This is a genomic window from Actinosynnema sp. CA-299493 (genome assembly GCF_050946825.1).
In the GTDB taxonomy this organism is placed as follows: domain Bacteria; phylum Actinomycetota; class Actinomycetes; order Mycobacteriales; family Pseudonocardiaceae; genus Actinosynnema.
This window is the reverse complement of the sequence record NZ_CP191993.1, coordinates 9,286,851-9,307,047: the sequence shown is the minus strand read 5'-3', so window position 1 is coordinate 9,307,047 and position 20,197 is coordinate 9,286,851. Positions and strand designations below refer to the sequence as shown.

General features: G+C 73.7%; 19 protein-coding genes. 6 read left to right on the top strand and 13 right to left on the bottom strand.

Annotation, left to right across the window (positions count from 1 at the left end):
* Positions 1 to 24: 24 nt before the first annotated feature.
* The 4 genes from ACQPYE_RS40465 to macS all read right to left on the bottom strand — a co-directional run bounded on the left by ACQPYE_RS40465 (position 25) and on the right by macS (position 3,931).
* Complete coding sequence (locus ACQPYE_RS40465; protein ID WP_498718394.1) at positions 25 to 1,488, bottom strand: SDR family oxidoreductase; 1,464 nt, start codon at positions 1,486 to 1,488, stop codon at positions 25 to 27.
* 116 nt (positions 1,489 to 1,604) lie between these two features.
* Positions 1,605 to 2,174, bottom strand: coding sequence for a DUF1707 SHOCT-like domain-containing protein (locus tag ACQPYE_RS40460; protein ID WP_498718393.1), 570 nt, complete (start codon positions 2,172 to 2,174; stop codon positions 1,605 to 1,607).
* Positions 2,175 to 2,177: 3 nt separating this feature from the next.
* Positions 2,178 to 2,828: a response regulator gene (locus tag ACQPYE_RS40455; RefSeq protein ID WP_498718392.1), complete on the bottom strand. Its 651-nt coding sequence runs from the start codon at positions 2,826 to 2,828 to the stop codon at positions 2,178 to 2,180.
* Positions 2,825 to 3,931, bottom strand: a complete 1,107-nt coding sequence (gene macS / locus ACQPYE_RS40450; protein ID WP_498723088.1) for a MacS family sensor histidine kinase — start codon at positions 3,929 to 3,931, stop codon at positions 2,825 to 2,827. The genes ACQPYE_RS40455 and macS overlap by 4 nt, the downstream gene beginning before the upstream one ends.
* Before the next feature lie 224 nt (positions 3,932 to 4,155).
* On the opposite strand from macS, the gene ACQPYE_RS40445 reads away from it, so the two are divergent.
* On the top strand, positions 4,156 to 5,352 hold the full coding sequence (locus ACQPYE_RS40445; RefSeq protein WP_498718391.1) for a GGDEF domain-containing protein: 1,197 nt from the start codon (positions 4,156 to 4,158) through the stop codon (positions 5,350 to 5,352).
* A 64-nt stretch (positions 5,353 to 5,416) separates the two neighbouring features.
* Here the strand turns inward: ACQPYE_RS40445 and ACQPYE_RS40440 are convergent, their stop codons facing one another.
* Positions 5,417 to 6,607 carry an AI-2E family transporter gene (locus ACQPYE_RS40440; RefSeq protein ID WP_498718390.1) on the bottom strand — a complete coding sequence of 397 codons (1,191 nt, stop codon included), beginning with the start codon at positions 6,605 to 6,607 and terminating at the stop codon, positions 5,417 to 5,419.
* A 130-nt stretch (positions 6,608 to 6,737) separates the two neighbouring features.
* Here ACQPYE_RS40440 and ACQPYE_RS40435 point away from each other — a divergent pair, with 130 nt between their 5' ends.
* The 3 genes from ACQPYE_RS40435 (at position 6,738) to ACQPYE_RS40425 (ending at position 13,456) form a co-directional block, all read left to right on the top strand.
* Entirely contained in the window at positions 6,738 to 8,933 is a 2,196-nt protein-coding gene (locus ACQPYE_RS40435; protein WP_498718389.1) for a hypothetical protein, read from the top strand.
* A 169-nt stretch (positions 8,934 to 9,102) separates the two neighbouring features.
* Positions 9,103 to 9,900, top strand: coding sequence for a hypothetical protein (locus tag ACQPYE_RS40430; RefSeq protein ID WP_498718388.1), 798 nt, complete (start codon positions 9,103 to 9,105; stop codon positions 9,898 to 9,900).
* A 199-nt stretch (positions 9,901 to 10,099) separates the two neighbouring features.
* Positions 10,100 to 13,456 carry a beta strand repeat-containing protein gene (locus ACQPYE_RS40425; RefSeq protein WP_498718386.1) on the top strand — a complete coding sequence of 1,119 codons (3,357 nt, stop codon included), beginning with the start codon at positions 10,100 to 10,102 and terminating at the stop codon, positions 13,454 to 13,456.
* Positions 13,457 to 13,566: 110 nt separating this feature from the next.
* Here ACQPYE_RS40425 and ACQPYE_RS40420 read toward each other — a convergent pair whose 3' ends face one another.
* The 7 genes from ACQPYE_RS40420 to ACQPYE_RS40390 all read right to left on the bottom strand — a co-directional run bounded on the left by ACQPYE_RS40420 (position 13,567) and on the right by ACQPYE_RS40390 (position 17,536).
* Positions 13,567 to 14,364, bottom strand: a complete 798-nt coding sequence (locus ACQPYE_RS40420; RefSeq protein WP_498718385.1) for a GGDEF domain-containing protein — start codon at positions 14,362 to 14,364, stop codon at positions 13,567 to 13,569.
* Between the two features lie 66 nt (positions 14,365 to 14,430).
* Complete coding sequence (locus tag ACQPYE_RS40415) at positions 14,431 to 15,315, bottom strand: exonuclease domain-containing protein (RefSeq protein WP_498718384.1); 885 nt, start codon at positions 15,313 to 15,315, stop codon at positions 14,431 to 14,433.
* 25 nt (positions 15,316 to 15,340) lie between these two features.
* Positions 15,341 to 15,898, bottom strand: a complete 558-nt coding sequence (locus tag ACQPYE_RS40410; RefSeq protein ID WP_498718383.1) for a TetR/AcrR family transcriptional regulator — start codon at positions 15,896 to 15,898, stop codon at positions 15,341 to 15,343.
* Between the two features lie 40 nt (positions 15,899 to 15,938).
* Positions 15,939 to 16,193, bottom strand: a complete 255-nt coding sequence (locus ACQPYE_RS40405; RefSeq protein WP_498718382.1) for a hypothetical protein — start codon at positions 16,191 to 16,193, stop codon at positions 15,939 to 15,941.
* A gap of 18 nt (positions 16,194 to 16,211) precedes the next feature.
* The gene (locus ACQPYE_RS40400; protein WP_498718381.1) at positions 16,212 to 16,622 is read right to left on the bottom strand and encodes a VOC family protein; all 411 of its coding nucleotides are present in this window, start codon (positions 16,620 to 16,622) and stop codon (positions 16,212 to 16,214) included.
* A 66-nt stretch (positions 16,623 to 16,688) separates the two neighbouring features.
* Positions 16,689 to 17,342, bottom strand: a complete 654-nt coding sequence (locus tag ACQPYE_RS40395) for an MmyB family transcriptional regulator (protein WP_498718380.1) — start codon at positions 17,340 to 17,342, stop codon at positions 16,689 to 16,691.
* Entirely contained in the window at positions 17,315 to 17,536 is a 222-nt protein-coding gene (locus ACQPYE_RS40390; protein ID WP_498718379.1) for a helix-turn-helix domain-containing protein, read from the bottom strand. The genes ACQPYE_RS40395 and ACQPYE_RS40390 overlap by 28 nt, the downstream gene beginning before the upstream one ends.
* Before the next feature lie 102 nt (positions 17,537 to 17,638).
* Between ACQPYE_RS40390 and ACQPYE_RS40385 the strand changes: the two genes are divergently transcribed.
* Both ACQPYE_RS40385 and ACQPYE_RS40380 read left to right on the top strand, forming a co-directional pair.
* Complete coding sequence (locus tag ACQPYE_RS40385; protein ID WP_498718378.1) at positions 17,639 to 18,352, top strand: SDR family oxidoreductase; 714 nt, start codon at positions 17,639 to 17,641, stop codon at positions 18,350 to 18,352.
* Positions 18,349 to 18,729: a hypothetical protein gene (locus ACQPYE_RS40380; RefSeq protein WP_498718377.1), complete on the top strand. Its 381-nt coding sequence runs from the start codon at positions 18,349 to 18,351 to the stop codon at positions 18,727 to 18,729. Before ACQPYE_RS40385 ends, ACQPYE_RS40380 begins: the two co-directional genes overlap by 4 nt.
* Positions 18,730 to 18,772: 43 nt before the next feature.
* Here the strand turns inward: ACQPYE_RS40380 and dnaB are convergent, their stop codons facing one another.
* Positions 18,773 to 20,134, bottom strand: coding sequence for a replicative DNA helicase (dnaB, locus tag ACQPYE_RS40375; protein WP_498723087.1), 1,362 nt, complete (start codon positions 20,132 to 20,134; stop codon positions 18,773 to 18,775).
* Positions 20,135 to 20,197 lie beyond the last annotated feature (63 nt).

The window sequence follows — 20,197 nt, the reverse complement described above, 5'->3', positions numbered from 1 at the left end:
GCTCCCGCCGCCTTGTGCAGTCCATCAGGACTTTCTGAATTCACTCGTAAGTTCAGCTTCACAGGCGATGTTGCGGGCCATGCCGCCGAACACCACCCCGTGGAACGGCCACACCAACCACCAGTACACGTGCCCGGCCAGCCCGCGCGGCACGAACACCGCCCGTTGCCGGTAGGTCGACCCGCCGCCGTCGGCCGCCGCGACCCGCAGCTCCAACCAGGCCAGCCCCGGCACCCGCATCTCCGCGCGCAGCCGCAGCAGCCGCCCCCGGTCGAGCTCCTCCACCCGCCAGAAGTCCAGCGCCTCGCCGACGTGCAGCCGCCGGGGGTCGCGCCGACCGCGCCGCAGCCCGACCCCGCCGACCAGCCGGTCCAGCCACCCGCGCACCGCCCAGGCCAGGGGGAACGAGTACCAGCCGTGCTCGCCGCCGATGCCCTCCACGACCTGCCACAGCCGTTGCGGCGAGGCGGCGGTCCGCCGTTCCCGCACGTCGACGTAGGACGAGCCGCCGGACCAGTCGGGGTCGGTCGGCAGCGGGTCGGCGGGCGCGCCCGGCACCGACGCGCCCGACCAGCGCGTCTCCACGTCCGCGTCGCGGATCCTGGTCAGCGCGAGCGCCACCGCCTGGTCGTAGCCGGTGTTCTCCCCCGGCAGGAACTCCTCGACGTCGTGCTCCCGGCACACCACCTCGTGCACCAGGGACTCGATCAACGGCGCGGCGATCGAGCGCGGCACGGGCGTGACCAGGTTGACCCAGTGGGCGGACAGGCGCGGCGTGAGCACCGGCACCGGCAGCACGCGCCGCCGGCGCAGCCCGGCCACCTCCGCGTACCGCAGCATCATGTCCAGGTAGGTCAGCACGTCCGGGCCGCCGATGTCGAACGCCCGGTTCACCTCGTCCGGCAGCCCCACCGCGTCGACCAGGTACCGCAGCACGTCCCGCACCGCGATCGGCTGGACCCGGTTGCGCACCCAGCGCGGCGTGACCATGACCGGCAGCCGTTCGGCCAGGTAGCGCAGCATCTCGAAGCTCGCCGACCCGGACCCGATGACCACCGCCGCCTGGAGCACCACCGCGGGCACCGGGCCGCGCAGGAACACGTCCCCGACCTCCTTGCGCGAGGCGAGGTGGGGTGACAACGGCACCCCCGGCGGGTGCAGCCCGCCCAGGTAGACGATCCGCCGCACACCCGCGTCCGCCGCAGCGCGCGCCGTGTTCTCCGCGGCCCGTCGATCCGCGTCGACGAAGTCCGGGTCGCTCAACGAGTGCACGAGGTAGTGCACGACGTCGACGTCGCGCGTCGCCGCCTCCAGCGACGCCCGGTCGAGCACGTCGCCGCGCACGACCTCGACCTGCCCGACCCACGGCACGTCCCGCAGCTTGCGCGGATCGCGGACCAGGCACCTGACCCGGTGGCCCGCCGCGAGCAACCGGGGCACGAGCCGTCCGCCGAGGTAGCCGGTCGCGCCGGTGACGAGGCAGTGCACCCCACGATCCTCGTCGCCCGGCGGGCGGCCCGCATGACGGAGCACGTCAGACGGCGGATGGCTACAGGTCGAGGGCCGTGCAAGGTCTGATCAAGGGCCAACCCGATCGCGTGGCGTCACGCGTGCCGGAACCAGCGCGCCCTCTTCTTGATCTCCACGTTGCCCGCGCGCACGAGGCCGTGCACGACGAAGTGCGGCCGGCCGTTCGCGCCGGTGCCCACCTTGTCCTTCAGGTTGCTCGCGGCCAGTTCGACGCCCTCGGCGTTGACCGTGGCGCCCTCCGGCAGCACCAGCTTCACCGAACCGGCGGTCACGTCCAGCTCGATGTCCACCACCGCGTGCGGGATGGACGCCTCGCGGAAGTCCAGGTCCGTCGACCCCATCCGGCTGCGCACGACGAGCCGGCGGGGCACCGTCCAGTTGCCCTTGCGGTTGACCGAGGACATGGTGGCCTTGAGCTCCTGCTGGTCCTGCGGCACGGCGAGCAGCTGCTCGTCGTTCACCATGCCCGGCAGGTCCAGCAGCACCGCGTTCAGGTCGCCGCGGGTGCGCGCGGCCAGGGCGGTGTCGGTGCGCTCGGTGAACTCGTCCAGCGTGATCAGGCCGCGGCCGATCGCCTTCTGCAACAGGCCGACGACGTGCTCCCGCTCCGCGTCGGACACCCGGAAGTCCTTGGGGTCGGTCATGGCTCAGCCCTCCGGCTCGACGTCGAGCCCGTGCTCGATCGCGTACCGCGCCAGCTCGACGCGGTTGTGCAGTTGCAGCTTGCGCAGGGTGGACTGCACGTGGTTCTCCACCGTGCGGTGCGAGATGACCAGCCGGTTCGCGATCTGCCGCGCCGTCAGCCCCTTGGCCACCAGCCGCAGCACCTCGGTCTCGCGCTCGGTGAGCTGCGGCTTGTCGTCGTCCGGCGTGGCGGCCATCCGCCGGTACTCGCCGAGCACCAGCCCCGCCAGCCCGGCGGTGAACACCGCGTCGCCGGCCGCGGTCCGGTTCACCGCCTCCACCAGCTCCTCGGCCGACGCCGACTTCACCAGGTAGCCGGACGCGCCCGCCTTCACCGCCTCCAGCACGTCGCTGTGCTCGCCGCTCGCGGACAGCACCAGCACCCTGGTGCCCGCCAGCGACCCGGTGATCAGCGTGGTCGCCTCCACCCCCGTCGTCTCGCCGAGGTTGAGGTCCATCAGCACCACGTCGGGCCGCACCGCGCGCGCGATGCGCACCGCCGACGCGGCGTCGCCCGCGGTCGCGACCACCTCGAAACCCCGTTCGGCCAGGTCACGCGCGACACCGTCGCGCCACAGCGGGTGGTCGTCCACCACCATCACGGACACGCTCATCGGTAGACCCGCACCTCCCATTCGGCGCCCTCCCCCGGCCCCGTTTGCAGCTCAAGGGTCCCACGCAACGCCTCGACCCGACCCCGGATGGACTGGGCGACGCCCATCCGCCCCTCCGCCTCGGCGGAGGCCAGCCTCCCCTCGGGGATGCCGGGGCCGTCGTCGCGGACGCTGATCACGACCTCGTCGCCGAGGTCTTCCAGCAGCACCCACGCCCGCGCGTCCGGTCCCGCGTGCTTGTCCACGTTGGACAGCGCCTCGCGCACCACGGCGGTCAGCTCGAACGCCGTGCCGGCCGGCAGCATCACCTGCGTGGCCGGTGTGGACACCTGGAACCGGGAGGTGGCGAGCAGCTGCAACGCCGGCCGCAGGTCCGCGTCACCATCCACTGTGGACTCCGTCGGCGCGGCGGCCACCAGCGACCGCAGCGCGACCTCCTGCTCGCCGGCCAGCTCCGCCAGTTCCGCCGCCTCGCCCCCGAGTTCCGTGCCGCGCTTGCGCACGCGCGCCAGCACTTGCAGCACACCGTCGTGGATCGACCGCGCCAGCCGCTCGCGCTCCGCCGTGGCCGCCTCGGTCCGCAACGCCTGCGCCAGCCGCACCGCCGAGCGGCGCGCCGTGGTCGACGCCATGCCGACCACGAAACCGGCGCCCGCCAGCAGGACGACGTCCCGCACCAGGTCCACGGTGAGCCCGCCGCGGTTGAGGTAGGTGCTCAGCCCGACCACGAACCCGGACACCGCGCCCGCGACCTGCCCGCCGAGCGCGCCCGCCGCCACCGGCGGTCCGGCCGCCCAGATCGTGGTGATCAGCGGGACGTCGAACAGGAACTGAGCGTCCGTCATGATCAGCGGTGAGAGGGACATCAGGCCGCACGTGACCGCGACGTCCGCCGCCACGACCCACGGCCGCCGCCCGTTGCGCCGGCTGTAGGCCTGGATGGTGAACACCGACCAGAGGGCCATCGCCGCGATCGTCACCCATGCGAGCCACGGGCGTTCGTAGTCGTCGCGCTGGACGACCGCGTTGCCCAAAGCGAACAGGAACGTCACTACGCGTAGCGCTACCGTTCCCCGCCAGAGGTGGGCGACCGGGTCCTCCATGGCCGCTGTCCCCTGGTCGGATGGCTTTGTGTGCACGGTGTGCTCCCTTCACCCCCAATCTTGCCGTGTCCGAGTGGCGCAGCTAACCCCCAGGTGGCCGTCTGTTCCGATAACGACACCTGTGGAAGGCTGACGGGAGTCACCGAGCGTGATCTCGCGGAGTCTGGTTGCCTCCGCGGGTGAAGATCACGTCCGTGGACTGCTGCGGCGAGGGAGGGCCGAGCGTGCGCCACTGGCCACTGTGGACGCTGAAGCGCTCCGCGCTGGCCTACTGGCTGCTCGTGGACCTGCTCGGGCTGGCCGTCGTGGTCTACGCGATCGTGACGTCGCCGCAGCCCTCGCCCGACGAGATCGGCCGGTTCGCGGCCATCGCGGGCACCGCGGGCGCGGTGATCATCGGCAGCTCGATCTACAGCCACCGGGTCGGCGAGGCCGCGCGCAACCCCTGGGCCGCCCACCTGTGCTACCTCACCGCCGGCCTGGTCGCCCTGCCGTGCAACCTGCTCGTCCTGCTGCTCTTCGGCCCCGCGCTGCACGGCGTGCTGACGCAGCGCCCCGAGTCGCACCGCTGGGTGTTCACCCTGTCCGCGACCGCGCTGGCCGTGTTCGCCACCCGCTTCGCCATCGGCTGGGCCGAGCCGCGCACGGACCTGCTCGTCATGGTGCTCGGCGCGACCGTGCTGCTGGTGCTGCGCGCCGGCGTGATCGCGATCGGCCTGAAGCTGCGCAGCCCGCGGGCCAAGGGCGAGGAGGTCATCGGCGAGCCGATCGACGTGGTGCTCGGCATCGTCGCGGTGAGCACCGGCGGCCTGATGGGCTTCGTCGCCGCGGCCACCCCGGTGCACGCGCTGATGGCCGGACCGCCGCTGGCCCTGCTGGAACGGGCGGCGCAGCTGCCGCACTGGCGGCGCTCCGCCCAGCGCGACGCGAAGACCGGCCTGGCCAACGCCGTGCACTGGGACGGCCGGGCCAGGTACGAGCTGTCCAAGGCGCGGGTGCGCGACCGGCCGATGGCCGTGATGCTGCTCGACCTCGACCACTTCAAGCGGGTCAACGACGAGGTCGGCCACCTGGCGGGCGACTCGGCGCTCAGCGCGGTCGCCCTGCTGCTGACCAGCACGGTCCGCAGCGGCGACCTGGTCGGCCGCTTCGGCGGCGAGGAGTTCGTCGTGCTCCTGCCGGACGCGGAGCCCGCCATCGCCCGGTCGGTGGCCCAGCGCGTGCGGCACGCCGTCGCCGACCTGGCCGTGCCCACCGTCGGCACGGACGGCCGGGAGCACCTGCTCACCGGCCTGACCGTGAGCATCGGCGTGGCGTCCAGCCGGCGGTTCGGCTACGAGCTGCCGGACCTGCTGGTGGCCGCCGACGCCGCCCTGCTCGCGGCCAAGGGCTACGGCCGCAACCTGGTCGAGATGGCCTGACCCGCGGAACCCACCTGACCCGCAGAACCGGCCTGACCCGCAGAACCGGCCTGACCCGCGGAACCTACTGCCGCCCGCTGTGCCCGGCGTCCGGGCGCTCGCGGTCGTCGAGGTCCTCGACCCGGTCCCCGCCCGTGTCGATCGGCCCGCTCTCCTGCGGCTCCAGCACGTCGACCTGGCGCGGCTCCACGTCCCGGTCCGACTCCGACAGCAACGACCTGATCCCCGAGTTCAGCACCGCCAGCAGCGGCACGGACAGCAGCGCGCCCGCGATGCCGCCCACGACGAGACCGGTGGTGATCGCCAGCACCACGGCCAGCGGGTGCAGCTTCACCGCGCGCCCCAGCAGCAGCGGTTGCAGCACGTGGCTCTCCAGCTGCATCACGCCGATGAGCACGGCCAGGATGATCAACGCCTGGATGGGCCCGTTGGCCACCAGCGCCACCATCACCGCCACCGCGCCGGTGATCACCGCGCCCACGATCGGGATGAACGCGCCGAGGAAGACCAGCGCCGACAGGGGCACCACCAGCGGCACGTCCACGATCCACAGACCGATGCCGACGCCGACCGCGTCCACGACGGCCACCAGCGCGGTCGCCCGCACGTACGACACGAGCGAGGCGAAACCCCGCCGCCCCGCCACGTCGGCCCGGCCGCGCACGTCGTGCGGCACGATCCGGACCAGGAACCGCCAGATCCCGTCGCCGTCGTGCAGGAAGAAGATGAGCGTGAAGACCGCGAGGAGCAGCCCGGTCAGCAGCTCGCCGACGGTGGCCGCCGTGGTGAGCGCGCCGGAGGTGATCTCGGACTGGTTCTCCTTGACCGTCTCCACCACGCGGTCGAGGTACTGCTGGAGCTGGAGGTCGCTCAGGTGCAGCGGTCCGTCCTTGAGCCAGCCGCGGATCGTGTCCAGGCTCGCGCTGACCTGCTCCTGGAGGTCCGGCAGGCCCTTGGAGAACTCGGTGATCACGAACGTGAGCACGCCGCCGACGACCGCGATGCCGCCGACGAGCACCACGCCCGTGGCCAGGCCGCGCGGGATGCCCGCCCGGTTGAGCTGCGAGACCGCGGGCGACAGCAGCGCGGCCAGCAGCAGCGCCACCCCGGTCGGGATCACGACCGTGGCCATGAAGCCGACCACCTGGAACACCACGTAGAGCGCCGCGACCACGGCCACGAACCGCCAACTCAGCGCGGCCGAGACGCGCAGCAGCTTCGGCACCCTCTCGCTGATCTCATCACTCCCCGTCACGCCGATCACGGTAGCCCGGCCCACCGCCGCGAGTGGGTCGGTCGCCCACGCCGCCGGCATGTCGAACCCCACGTTTCGGATTGCGGCAAACCCTGGCGGAACCGGCGCGGCGGGTGATCGGATCGCAGGCGTGACCGCCGAGGAGACCGCCGAGGACGCCGTCCGCGCCGCGTTCGCCGCCGGCCGCCCGCTGCGGTTCGACCCCAGGACGCCCAAGCGGGACCGCACGGTCCGCGGCGAGCTGCTGGCCGGACTGCTCACCGACGGCGGCGCGCGGACCGCCGCGCTGCGGCTGGTCGGCGCGAACGTCGTCGGCTCGTTCGCGCTGGAGGGCGCGCGGGTCGACCACGTGGTCGACTTCCTGGACTGCTCCTTCGAACGCCCGCCGGACCTGCGCATGGCCCGCCTGGTCGGCCTGCGGATGCGCGGCTGCAAGGTGCCCGGGCTGTGGGGCCGCAACCTGCGCGTCGGCAGCGACCTGGTGCTGGAGGCCGGTTTCACCAGCGACGGCGTGGTCGACCTGACCGACGCCTCGGTCGACGGCACGTTCCGGCTGGCGGGCGCGGTGCTGCGCAACGGGGGCGGCGACCACGCCCTGCTCGCCGCGCGCATCCGGCTGTCCGGCTCGTTGCAGGCCATCGCGCTGCGCGCGGGCGGCGAGGTGCGGCTGCGCGGCGCGGAGGTCGGCGGCAACGTGCACCTCGGCGGCGCGCGCCTGCTCAACGCCGGTCGCAACGCCCTGGACGCCACCGGCGTCACCATCGCGGGCAACCTGTTCTGCGACGCCGAGGGCGGCCGGTTCACCGCCGAGGGCCGCATCCTGCTCGACGGCGCGCGGATCGGCGGCAGCGCCGTGTTCTCCGGCGCCCGGCTGCACGCCAGCGTGGTCGACCGCCCGGTCCTGGTGATGCCGCGCGGCACCGCCGACGAGTCCGCCGCGCTGGTCGCCGACCGGATGCGGGTGGAGGGCAACGTCGAGCTGGACGACGGCTTCACCTCCTCCGGCACGGTCCGCCTGCCCAGCGCCCACATCGGCGGCTACCTGCGGCTGTCCGGCGCGGTGATCGGCCGCCGCGACGCGGTGGCGGACCCGGCGGAGCGCACCGGCGAGACCGTCCAGCGCATCCCGGTCGCCCTGCACGCGGACGGCATCCAGGTGCGCGGCGACCTGGAGGCGCGCGGCACGGTCAACGGCGGCACCCGGGGCGACGGCGAACGCGACGCCGCGTTGACGGCCTACGGCCAGGTGCGCCTGGTCGACGCGCACGTGCGGGGCAGCGCGTCGCTGTCCGGCGTCGAGCTGCACGGACCGGGCATCGACGTCCTGTTCGCCGACCGGCTGCGCGTCGGCGGCACGCTGTTCCTCCGCGACCTGCGCGCCCACGGCTCGCTGCGCCTGCAGAACGCCGAGATCGGCTCCACCCTCGACTGCTCCGGCGCGTCCCTGCTCTCGCCGCGCCGCCGCCCCGACGGCACGGTGAAGCCGTCGCTGGACGCCCGCGTGGCCACCATCGGCAAGGACTTCCTGTGCAGCCACGGCTTCACCGCCGCGGGCGGCGTGCGGATCAGGCTCGCCGAGGTCGGCAAGATGGCGACCTTCGCGGGCGCGCGCCTGGGCGGTCCGGGCAGCGACATCGCGTTGAACGCCTACGGGCTCACGGTGAGCCAGCTCGTGCTGCGGCTCTCGGAGGACCGGATCCCGGTGGGCCGGGTCGTGCTGACGCGGGTCGGCGCGGCGACCGTGCTGGACGGGCCGGGGCTGTGGGCCGCCACCGGCGGCGTCGACGTGGAGGACTTCACGTTCCGCTCGATCTCGTCCACGCCGCACGTGGACGTGCGCACCCGGCTGCGCTGGCTGCGCGAGGTGCAGCCGGACTTCGCGCCCGGACCCTACGAGCAGCTGGCCGCGGTGTACCGCGACGGCGGCGAGGAGGAGCTGGCGCAGCTCGTGCAGCTGGAGAAGCAGCGCCGGCGCTACTCCGAGCTCGGCGTCGCGGGCCGGGTCTGGGGCTTCCTCCAGCGCTGGACGGTCGGCTACGGCTACCGGCCGTGGCTCGCCATCGCCTGGCTCACCGCGTTCTGGCTGGCCGGCACGGGCTGGTTCCTGGGCCACGAGATGCCGAAGCTCAACGAGGACGAGTCGCCGTCCTGGAACGCCTGGCTGCTGTCGATGGACCTGCTGATCCCGATCGTGGACCTGGGCCAGGACGGCAAGTGGAGGTTCAGCGGCGCCTCGCAGTGGATTTCCAGCAGCCTGATCGCGGTCGGCTGGATCCTCGCGTCGACGGCCGCCGCCGGCGCGGCGCGGGTGCTCAAGCGCGTCTGATCACGCACCGTGATGCCTGAAAGCACAGAGTGTTCGTCACACGATCCGGCGAACCAGGTGTGGATGGCGTGCGCGTGGGCACCGGCTGCTGGCAGTCTCTCGTCGTCGGCTTGATCACCCGGATCACGTCGCCGGCGAATCCCAGTGCTCTTCGGCGGAGGTTCCAGCGATGTCGTGCGTTGACCAGCGAGTGGGAACGGGGGCGAGCCGCGTTCGGCGGCTGCTCTCCCGTGCCCTGCTGGTCGTCGGCGGCACGCTGGCCGGCACCGCCGCGGCCTGGGCGCTGTCCGCGACCGCGGCGTCGGCGCAGGTCCCGGTCATCGAGCCGATCGCCGAGATCGCGCACGACTCGCTGCCGCCCCGTGCGGCGGAAGAGCAGGTCGAGGCCGCGTTGGCCCCGATCGGCCGAGCCGTGCACGACCTCGACACGGCGCTGAGCAGCCCACGGGTGCCCGAGCCGAGCCCCCCCGACCTACGCCACGTCGCGGATGACCTCCGCGGCGCCGTCGGAGGCGTGGGCGACTGGTTCCGGCACCGCGCGTCCGAGCAGGCGCCCGTCGACGTGGTCGTCGACGGCGCCGTGACGCGGCAGGTCACCGAGACCACCCCGGCCGCCGCCGCCGTGCCGGTTCCCGCCGGCACCCCGGTGGTGCACGGGGTGTTCGGCAAGCTCAGCCGGTCGTGGCTGGACGCGCCGAGGCAGCCGGTTCCCGCGCTGTCCGACGCGAACGTGCCCTCCCTGCCGGGAGACCCGTCCGGCCTGCCGTCGATGCCGTTCGCGCCGCTCGGCGCGCCGGCGCACTGCTCGTGCGGTGGCGACGGCTCCGGTTCCTCCGGCAACGGCGGCGGCTCGTCCACGGCCGTCTTCGCCGACCACATCGACCCCGCGGTGGCCCGGGCTCTGTTCCCCGCCACCGAGCGGAACACCGCGACGCAGGGCAAGCAGCCCGGCGTCACCCCCGACTGACCACAGCGCGCGGTCCGCGGCGGCTCATCGACGAGCCGGCCCGGTAATCGACCGTCGCGCCGCTTCGCGTGCGCTCCCACACCGGTCGAGATGCCGCGCTCCCCCCAAGAAAAGACCAGGGTGGTCGTCCTCTTCGACGCGGTCGCCGCGTCCGACCACCCCTCACCTCCCGCAAGGGACACCGGAAGAAGGAGAACCCATGCAAACCTGGGCCAAGCGCGGTCTCCAGACCGCACTTGTCACTGGTGGTTTGCTGATGCTCGGCACGGGCATCGCTTCAGCCCAGGAGAACGTCAACCCCGACGCGAAACCGAACCCGCTCGACGCCAAGGTTCGCGTGCCGGTCGACGTCGACCACAACAACCTGGGCACCCTGCTCGGCAACCACGACCTGCCGGACATCCACCAGGAGATCGGCACCCCGAGCGCGGCCGGCCTGCCCGTCCGCCACCTCGCCGAGCCGGCCAACCCGCTGGTCCGCGGCGCGCAGGACCGGACGGCCGGCGTCGAGGCCGCGGGCCTGACCCGCGGCAACACCGCCGACGCCGACGTGGTCGTGCCGGTCAGCGTCTGCGGCAACGCGATCGCGGCCACCGGCGACGCCTACGCCGACGGCGTGTGCGCCCAGTCGGCCACCAGCACCGGCGAGATCAGGACCGACGGGTCGCGGGGCACGCTGGCCGGCAACGTGGCGCACGCCGCCGCCGCCGTCTCGCCCCAGGTCAACGGCAACGCCGTCGCGGCACTGGCCAACGCCGAGTCCCACGCCACGTCCCACCAGCGGGCGGTCGCGGGCGACCGCGTCCGGACCTCGGGCGAGGACGGCTCGCTGTCGGGCAACATCGCGGCCGTCCAGGGCGCGGTGCCCGCGCAGGTGACCAACAACGCGGTCGCCGCCGGCGGCAACTCCTTCAGCGGGGCCTCGTCCTCGAACGACGCCCAGGCCGTCGGCTCGCTGAGCACCAGCGGACAGCGCGGCACCGGCGGCGGCAACGTCCTCGGCGCGCCGGTCGCACCGGTCGTCGCGGTCACCGGCAACGGTGTCGCCGCCGCGGGCAACGCGGACACCGCCACCGAGAACCGGGCGTCCGCCGACGCGGGCACCACCCAGCGCGACCGGACCGACCTCCCGATGTGGTCCCAGACCTCGGGCAACGACGGCACCCTCGCGGGCAACGTGGTCCAGCCCGCGTTCGCCGGCCCCGTCGCCGCGGGCGACAACGCCCTGGCGGGCGCCGGCAACGCGCAGGTCGACAACGCCGTGGAGCACGACGCCGAAGCCGGCGGCAACAGCTTCACCGCCGGCCAGGACTCGGTGCTGTCCGGCACCGTCGCCGACGCGCCCGTCGCCCTGCCGGTCTCCGGCGCGGGCAACTCGGTGTCGGGCGTGGGCACCACCTCGGCCCGGCACGCGAACGAGGCCACCGCGGTCTCCGGCGGCGACACGTACACCAACGGCGACCGGTCCGTGCTGTCGGCCAACTCGGCGAACCTGCCGCCCGCCGGCGCGGCCGACCTGTGCGGCAACGGCCTGGCCGGTGGCGGCCTCGCCGACGCCGACTGCGGCAACGACGTCGTGGCGGACTCCGGCGGCTACAACGGCACGACCGGCAACGACGCGGTCGGCTCCGGCAACGTCGGCCAGGTTCCGCTCGGCGTCCCCGCTGAGGCGTTCGGCAACGGCATCGGCGCGGCGGGCACGCCGACCGGCCGGGCCACCGAGAACAAGACCGTGCGCTCCGGCCGGGTCGCGACCAGCGTCGACGACAACGGCACCGCGTCCAGCAACGTGGTGTCCGCGCCGACCGCCCTGGGCGGCCAGGTGTTCGGCAACTCGGGCGGCGCGGTCGCCAACCCGACGTCGAAGACCGACAGCGACACCGAGATCGACCTCGGCAACCCGCCGACGGCCAACGGCAAGCACGGCTCCGTCTCGGGCAACATCGTGCACCTGCCCACCTCGAACCCGGCCCAGGTCTTCGGCGACTCCGCGGTCGCGGTCGGCAACGGCTCGTCGGAGACCGACAGCAAGCTCGACTCCCGCTCCGGCGGCACCGCCACCACCACCGGTGACGAGGGCTCGCTGTCGGGCAACGTGCTGTCGCTGCCCGAGGCGTCCTCGCCGCAGGTGTTCGGCAGCGCGATCGGCGCGGGCAGCAACGTCGAGTCGGAGAGCCGCAACCAGTTCGGCTCGCACTCCGGCGGCGACGTGCGGACCTCCGGCGACGACGCGTCGTTCTCGGGCAACGGCATCGGCGCGCAGCCGTCGATCCCGTTGCAGGTGTTCGGCGACGCCGTCACCGCCGCCGGCAACGGCGAGTCCCGGACGGACAACAGGACCGGCCTGATCGCCGGCGGCCGGCACCTGACCTCCGCCGAGGACAGCGCGTGGTCGGGCAACCTGCTCACCGCGCCCGCCGCGCTCACGCCGTCGGTGCACGGTGACGCCGTGACCGTGGCCGGCCTCGCGGACGCCGCGACCGCCAGCCGGTCGCAGAGCCAGTCCGGTGGCGTGACCACCACCGCGGGCCGCGGCTCGGTCAGCTCGCACGACCTGGAGGCGCCGACCGAGGCGTTCGCCCGCATGTTCGGCATCCCGGTGGACGTGCTGGGCACGGCCACCACGAACGCGCACGACGTCAACGACGTGCGCACCGGCGACGACCGCGACGCCGCGCCGGTCGCCGACGCGAACCGGGGCATCCAGCTCCCGGCGAGCCTCGACAGCCTGCTGCGGGTCACCGAGGTGCCGACCCTGGACCTCCTGGGCCGGCTGTCCCCGTTCACCGTGCCGGTGGGCCTGCCGGGGATCGACGACCTGCGCGGTCTGCCGATCGACCGCCTCGACCAGGTCCAGCTGCCGGGCAGCGGCCTGCTGGCCCGGTCCGTCCCGAAGCCGGAAGCGCCGGAGTTGGCCGTGCCCAAGCCCGAGCTGCCCAAGGCGGAGCTGACCAAGGCCGACGCGCCGATCGACGCGCTGTCGGAGGCCGAGCTGCCGACCCAGGAGATGCCGCGCATCGGCAGCGTCGACCAGGTGCTCCGGCACGGGCTGCCGCCGGTCGCCCAGGCGACCCGTGCCGCCCTCCGCACGGTGCCCGTGGCGGGTGTGCTGGTCCGTTCGGTGCAGTCGGAGTCGGACGAGCGCTCGTTCGGCGGCAGCCTGCCGCTGGTCGGTGACCTCACCTCCACGCTGGGTCTCCCGCTCGTGGAGAGCCTGCCGCTCCAGGGCCTGCCGTTGCAGGGTTCGCCGTTGCAGGGCCTGCCGTTGCAGGGTCTGCCGCTGGAGGGCCTGGCCCAGGGCCGCACCCTGCCGTCGCTGCCCGTCGCGGCGCCGGCCGGGCTGCCGTTCGTGCTGCCCACGCCCGGCGTGGCGCAGCCCCGCACCGAGTCCCCGATGGTTCCGCCGCTGTCCCTGAGCGGTATGAACGTCAACCCGGCGCAGGGTGGCGTCGGCCCGGCGCGGTTCACCGAGGCCCAGGCTCCCGCCCTGGCGGGCATCGACGCGCGCAGCGTCTTCAACCCGCTTGAGGACACCGCCGTGATGCCGCGGATCTGATCCACGACCCGTCCCCGCGACCGGGCCCCTGGCACTCGACGTGCCAGGGGCCCGGTCGTACGTGTGCGGTCCCGCGGTTCGGTGTCGACGTGGTTCGGCGTCGAGGTGGGTCAGCGGCGCAGGCGCTCCTCGACGTGCGCGATCACCGAGTGCAGCGGCGCTTCGCCGTCGCTGGTCACCCAGCACACCCGCACCCCGGTGCGCACGCGTTCGCCGCCGAGCCGCACGGCACGTCCGGTCAGCTCGCGCACCCGGGCCGCGACCGCCTCGCCGCTGCCGCTCGGGTGCTCAGCGACCACGGCGAACGAGTCGCCGCCGTACCGCGCCACCGTGTAGTCGGCCCGTAAGCCCTGCCGCAGCCGCTTCCCCAGCACGGCCAGCAGCTCGTCGCCGCGCTCGAAGCCGTGGGCCGCGTTCACCGCCGCCATCCGGTGCACGTCCGCCAGCACCAGGGAGGCCAACGTGCCCCTGGTGCGCGCCCGGATCAACGCCTGGTCCAGCCGGTCGAGCAGCAGCGCCCGGCCCGGCAGCCCGGTCAGCGCGTCGAGCAGCCCGGCGCTGTGCGGCACGTCCGCCTGCACCGGCCGCAGCAGCACCAGCACCTGCCCGCGCGCCTCGACCGGGAAGTACTCGGCCCACACCTTGGCGTGCGGCAGCGCCATCGGGATGGTCAGCGGTGATCCGGTGCGCAGCACCTGCGCGGCGAGTTCGGCGCAGCTGGGCAGCGGCGCGCCGGAGTCGTCACGGGCGCGGGCGTCCCCGAGCAGGGACGACGCCATGGGGTTCGCGGCGAGCACCACGCCGTGCTCGTCCTGGAGCAGCACCCCGACCGGCAGTCCCGAGACGAACTCGTCCCACACGGCACGGGAAGCCGTGGTCTGCGCGGTGCTCGCCTGCACGGTGCTCATAGGACTGGTGCCTTCCGCTGAGGCATGGCCTGTCCGTGAAGAGCCTCCCCGCGGGTAGCGGGCTTTTCAATAGGCCCGGCGCCACCCGGTCCGGTGATCTTCGGCCGGCGCGGTGACACCCAGCAGGTCCAGCATCCCGGCGAAGTCCTCTTCGGACACGATCGGCACCCGGTACGCCCGCGCCCGGCGCGCCTTGGTCGACAACGTGAACGGGTCGGCGGCCACGACCAGGCGGGTCGCCCTGGTCACGTGCCCCTGGCTGACCAGCCCGACCGACGCGGCCCGGTCGACCCACTCCTCGCGCGGCGCGTGCATCTGGCCCGTGAACACGACCCGGTCACCGCGCACCAGCGTCACCAGTTCCGGCCGGTGCGCCGCGGGTGCGGCCGCGCCACGACGCACCTCGACCACGTCGTCGGCCAACGGCAGGCGCGGCACGGGCTCGGCCGCCGGCACGCCGGAGGCCAGGTAGTGGGCGAACAAGCCGGCCGTGGCGCGGGCGTCGTGCAACGCGGAGTGCGCCGAGCCGATCACCACCCCGACCGCCTCGCAGCACGCGGCCAGCGACCTCCCGGCCCGGTCCGGCAGGTACCGGTCGGCCAGGCGCATCGTGCACAGGCCCGTCACCGGCAGGTCCACCCCGGCGCGGGCGAACTCGGCGGTCAGGAACCGGGCGTCGAACGACAGGTTGTGCGCGACCACGACCCGTTCGGCGAGGCGTGCCGTCAGCGCCCCCGCGGCCTGCGCGAACGTCGGCGCGTGCCACACGTCGGCGGCGCGGATGCGGTGCACGTGCTGCGGTCCGAGGTCGCGCCCGGGGTTGAGCAGGGTGCACCACTCGTCGGTCACCCGGCCCGCGTCGTCCAGCCCGACGACGGCCACCTCGACCACCCGGTCCGAACCGCGCGCGGAGAACCCGGTCGTCTCCACGTCGACCACCGCGTACCCCATGATCGGCGAACCCTACCGATCACGGTCACCCGCTCAGCGCGCGGAGCACGAGATCGACCACCGCGTCGACGAACTCCTCGGTCAACGGCGCCGTCCGCAAGAACCAGCGCTGGTAGACCGGTCCCAACAACAACTCCACCGACGCCGGCACGTCGACGTCGGCCCGCACGTCGCCCACTCGCCGGGCCGCGTGCAATCGGTCCTCCAGCGCGATCCGGCGGGGCATCAGCAGCAACGTCACCAGGTCCGTGCGGGACTCGTGCACCAGCACCCGGCACACCTGGTCGAACCGCCGTTCGGCCAGCTCCTCGGCGGCGGCCCGCAGCTCCCGCTTCAGGTCGATCGCCAGCACGCCGCTGGGCAGCTCGTCCGCGCCGACCGGCCCGAACTCCACGAAGGCGTCGAACAGCAGCGGCCCCTTCGACGGCCACCACCGGTAGATCGTCTGCTTGCCGACCCCGGCCCGCGCCGCCACCGCCTCGATGGTCAACCGGGAGTGGCCGAGCGCCTCGACCAACTCCCACGCGGCCACGAGGATCGCCCGCCTCGAACGGTCGCTGCGCCGCGCCGCGTCGGGTGGCATCTTTTGATCGTATGCGCAGTTCCCGCGGTGCGGGAACGACTCACCAAGCGCACAACCGGTGACTCGCCCGCTCGGCGCGACGAGCCACCAGGTACGAGTACGGGGACCGGCCGTAGGCGTCGCGGAACTCGCGGCTGAGGCGGCGGGCGGGCATGTCCGCGGCGCGGGCGAGCGCCAGGACGTCCAGCGGTCGCGCGAGGTCGCGGTCGATCAGGTCTCGCACGCGGCGCAAGCGCGCCAGGTCTTCGAGGCGTCGCGCAGCGGTGCGCGCGCGTGCCCACGCGGGGTGGCACATGGTGGGAAGCCTCCCCGGTCAGCGGAGCTCTTGGATGCGGACCAGGTTGCCCGCCGGGTCGCGGAAGGCGCAGTCGCGGACGCCGTACGGCTGCGAGGTCGGCTCCTGGACCACCTCGGCGTCGCCCGCCTGGACCTTCTCGAACGTCGCGTCGAGGTCCGGGGTGGCCAGCAGGATCCAGCCGTAGGTGCCCTTGGCCATCATCTCGGTGATGGTGTCGCGCTCGCGCTCGGTGACGTTGGGGTCGGCGGCGGGCGGCGCCAGGAGGATGGACGTGTCGGGCCGGCCCACGGGACCGACCGTGATCCAGCGCATCCGGCCCTGGCCGACGTCGCTGCGGACCTCGAAGCCGAGGGTGTCGCGGTAGAAGGCGAGGGACGCCTCCGGGTCGTCGTGCGGCAGGACGCTCGTGTTGATCGTGATCTCCATGGCGTTCAGCCTAAGCACGCGACTTGACCTGCGCTTCTCCATTCCTGATGGCTCCGGTGGCGGCCGTCAGCGGTGGAACTGCTCGATGCCGGTGACGCGGAGCAGGTCCAGGGCCGACGCCGACGGGGTGCCGGGCGCGGCCGAGTACACCAGGAGGGCCTGGTCCGACTCCGGCACCAGGAGGACGTCGCAGTCGAGGGTGAGCGGGCCGAGCCCGGGGTGCTCGACGGTGGCGGCGCCGGCCCGCAACCGCCCGGAGCGCCCGGCCCGCCACAGGGCGTCGAACCGCGCGCTGCCGCCGCGCAGGTCGGCGACGAGGCGGGCGAGGTCGGGGTCGCGCGGGTAGCGGGCCTGCGCGGCCCGCAGGCAACCGACGCAGCCGGCCGCCGAGTCCGAGTCCGAGTCCGACTCCGGCGACAGCGCGACGCGGCCGGTGCCGTCACCGAGGAACCGCTGCCGGATGAGGTTGCGCCGGGCGGGCGGCAGCACGGAGAAGTCGCCGAACAGCGCGGTGGCGAGCGGGTTCCAGGCGAGCACGTCGGACTTCGCCGACAGCACCAGGGCGGGCAGGTCCGACATCCGGTCCAGCAGCCGCAGCACGCTCATCCGGACCAGCGTCGGGACGCGGCCGGCTTGCGGCGGCGGGGCGCCGGCGAGCCGGAACAGGGTGTCGCGGTCGTCGTCACCGAGCCTCAGCGCCCTGGCCAGCGAGCCGAGCACCTGGGCCGACGGCTTGGGCCCCGGCCCTGCTCCAGGCGGACGACGTAGTCGACGCCGAGGCCCGCGAGCTGGGCCACCTCCTCGCGGCGCAGCCCCGGCACCTGCCTGCGCGGGCCGGCCGGCAGGCCGACGTCGGCGGGTTTGACGCGTGACCGCGCGGTGCGCAGCACGGCCGCCAGTTCAGCTCTGTCCACGACCACCATCCTGCCGAAGCGGCGGCCTCCCGGGGTGGTACCGGCGATCCCAGGCGCCGGTGGTCCTGGCGCCGGTCCGCACCCGGCGGTCAGGCTGCCGCCATGACGACGACGGCCCTGGTCACCGGGGCGAACAAGGGACTGGGGCGGGAGACGGCGCGCCGGCTCGCGGCCCTGGGGTGGGACGTGTACCTCGCGGCCCGGGACACCGGACGTGGCGGCGCGGCGGCGGCGGAACTGGCGGCGGCAGGACCGGCCGTCCGGTTCGTCGCGCTCGACGTGACCTCCGACGAGTCGGTGGCGACGGCCGTCGACACCGTGCGCAGGGAGGTGGGCCGGTTGGACGTGCTCGTGAACAACGCCGGGGTCGGCGGCCCGACGAGCCCGCCGGCCGACACGACGGCCGCTTCGCTGCGGGAGGTGTTCGAGGTGAACGTGTTCGGCGCGGTCCGCGTGACGAACGCCTTCCTGCCGCTGCTGCGCGCCGCCGAGCAGCCCAGGATCGTGATGGTGTCCAGCGGCATGGGGTCGTTCACGGTGGCGAACGACCCGCGCTGGTTCGACCTGGCGCCGCCCCGGCTCGGCTACCCCGCGTCGAAGGCGGCGCTCAACATGATCACCAGCCAGTACGCCCGCGCCCTCGACGGCATCCTGGTCAACGCCGTCGACCCCGGTTACACGGCGACCGACCTCACCGGCCACGAGGGCTTCCAGACCGTGGTCGAGGGCGCCGACGCCATCGTCCGACTGGCCGGCCTCGGTCCGGACGGACCGACCGGCGGCTTCTTCGACCGGGATGGGACCGTTCCGTGGTGACCGGAATCCTCTCGCTCGGGCTGCACCCGGGCACGATCGACTACCGCAGGTACCCCGGCCTCGACGAGGAGGCGCTGACCGCCCGGATCGCGGCGGGCGAGGCGGCGCTGCGCGAGGCGGGGTTCGACATCGTGCCGTGCCAGGTCTCCACCGACCCGGACGAAGCGGAGCGGAAGGTCCGCGAGTGCGTGGCCGACCACCCGGTGGGGGTCGTGATGATCGGCGCGGGCCTGCGGATGGCGCCGGAGCACACGCTGCTGTTCGAACGGCTGGTGAACCTGCTCACCCGGCTCGTGCCCGGCGTCGTGTTCTGCTTCAACACCTCGCCGGAGACCACGCTCGACGCCCTGCGCCGAGCGGTCCGCCCGAACCGCTGATCGACCCGCCCGCCTCCTGCCGACCCGGCTGACGGCGGGGTGGTCAGCCCTGGGCGAGGTCGGCGAAGCGGCTGTAGTGGAGCTGGTGGGCGACGGTGATGGTGGCCGTCGGGCCCGCGCGGTGCTTGGCGATGATCAGGTCGGCCTCGCCGGCGCGCGGGTCGTCGCGTTCCCAGGCGTCCGGGCGGTTGATCAGGATGACCATGTCGGCGTCCTGCTCCAGCGAGCCGGACTCACGCAGGTCGGACAGCTGCGGGCGCTTGTCGGTGCGCTGTTCCGGGCCGCGGTTGAGCTGGCTGATCGCGATCACCGGCACCTCGAGCTCCTTGGCGATCAGCTTCAGGTTCCGGGAGAACTCCGAGACCTCCTGCTGGCGGGACTCGGTGCGCTTGCCCGACGACATCAGCTGGAGGTAGTCGACCACCACCAGCCGCAGGTCGTGGCGCTGCTTCAACCGCCGCGCCTTGGCCCGGATCTCCATCATGGTCAGGTTCGGCGAGTCGTCGACGAACAGCGGCGCCTCGCTGATCTCGCTCATCCGCCGCGCCAACCGCGTCCAGTCGTCGTCGCTCATCCGCCCACCGCGCATGTCGCCGAGCCGGATGCGCGCCTCGGCGGAGAGCATGCGCATGACGATCTCCGTGCGCGACATCTCCAGCGAGAAGATCGCGCTGGTCAGCCCGTGCTTCACCGAGCACGACCTGGCGAAGTCCAGTCCCAGCGTCGACTTCCCGACGCCCGGTCGGGCCGCGACGATGATCATCTGACCCGGGTGCAGGCCGTTGGTCAGCTCGTCCAGGTCGGCGAAGCCGGTGGGGATGCCCAGCGACGAGCCGCCGCGCGAGGCGATGGCGTCGATCTCGTCCATGGTCGGCTGGAGCAGCTCCTCCAGCACCACGTAGTCCTCGGTGGTGCGGCGCTCGGTGACCTCGTAGATCGCCGCCTGCGCCCGGTCGACCACCTCGTCCACGTCCGCGCCCTCGGCGCCGTTGTAGCCGAGCTGCACGATCCGCGTGCCCGCCTCGACCAACCGCCGCAGCACGGCCTTCTCCGCCACGATCTCGGCGTAGTAGGAGGCGTTGGCCGCCGTCGGCACGGTGGCGATCAGGGTGTGCAGGTACGGCGCGCCGCCCACCCGCAGCAGCTCGCCCCGGCGTTCCAGCTCGGCGGACACCGTGATCGGGTCGGCCGGCTCGCCGCGCCCGTACAGGTCCAGGACGCAGTCGTACACGGCCTGGTGCGCGGGCCGGTAGAAGTCGTTGGGGGCCAGGACCTCGACCACGTCGGCGATCGCGTCCTTGCTCAGCAGCATCCCGCCGAGCACCGACTGCTCGGCGGCGAGGTCCTGCGGCGGCTGCCGTTCGAAGCCGGGCTCGGCCATGCCCCGGTCGTCCACCAGCGCCACCGTGAGCTCACCCCAATCTGCTGCCGTGCGGATGTTGTACCTCGTGGGTCCGACAAAGTCCGC

Coding starts and splice junctions, on each gene's coding strand:
- ACQPYE_RS40425 (WP_498718386.1), top strand. CDS start 10,100: ATGCAAACCTGGGCCAAGCGCGGTCTCCAGACCGCACTTGTCACTGGT.
- ACQPYE_RS40405 (WP_498718382.1), bottom strand. CDS start 16,193: ATGTGCCACCCCGCGTGGGCACGCGCGCGCACCGCTGCGCGACGCCTC.
- ACQPYE_RS40460 (WP_498718393.1), bottom strand. CDS start 2,174: ATGACCGACCCCAAGGACTTCCGGGTGTCCGACGCGGAGCGGGAGCAC.
- ACQPYE_RS40455 (WP_498718392.1), bottom strand. CDS start 2,828: ATGAGCGTGTCCGTGATGGTGGTGGACGACCACCCGCTGTGGCGCGAC.
- ACQPYE_RS40420 (WP_498718385.1), bottom strand. CDS start 14,364: ATGAGCACCGTGCAGGCGAGCACCGCGCAGACCACGGCTTCCCGTGCC.
- ACQPYE_RS40430 (WP_498718388.1), top strand. CDS start 9,103: ATGTCGTGCGTTGACCAGCGAGTGGGAACGGGGGCGAGCCGCGTTCGG.
- ACQPYE_RS40385 (WP_498718378.1), top strand. CDS start 17,639: ATGACGACGACGGCCCTGGTCACCGGGGCGAACAAGGGACTGGGGCGG.
- macS (WP_498723088.1), bottom strand. CDS start 3,931: ATGGAGGACCCGGTCGCCCACCTCTGGCGGGGAACGGTAGCGCTACGC.
- ACQPYE_RS40410 (WP_498718383.1), bottom strand. CDS start 15,898: ATGCCACCCGACGCGGCGCGGCGCAGCGACCGTTCGAGGCGGGCGATC.
- ACQPYE_RS40415 (WP_498718384.1), bottom strand. CDS start 15,315: ATGGGGTACGCGGTGGTCGACGTGGAGACGACCGGGTTCTCCGCGCGC.
- ACQPYE_RS40400 (WP_498718381.1), bottom strand. CDS start 16,622: ATGGAGATCACGATCAACACGAGCGTCCTGCCGCACGACGACCCGGAG.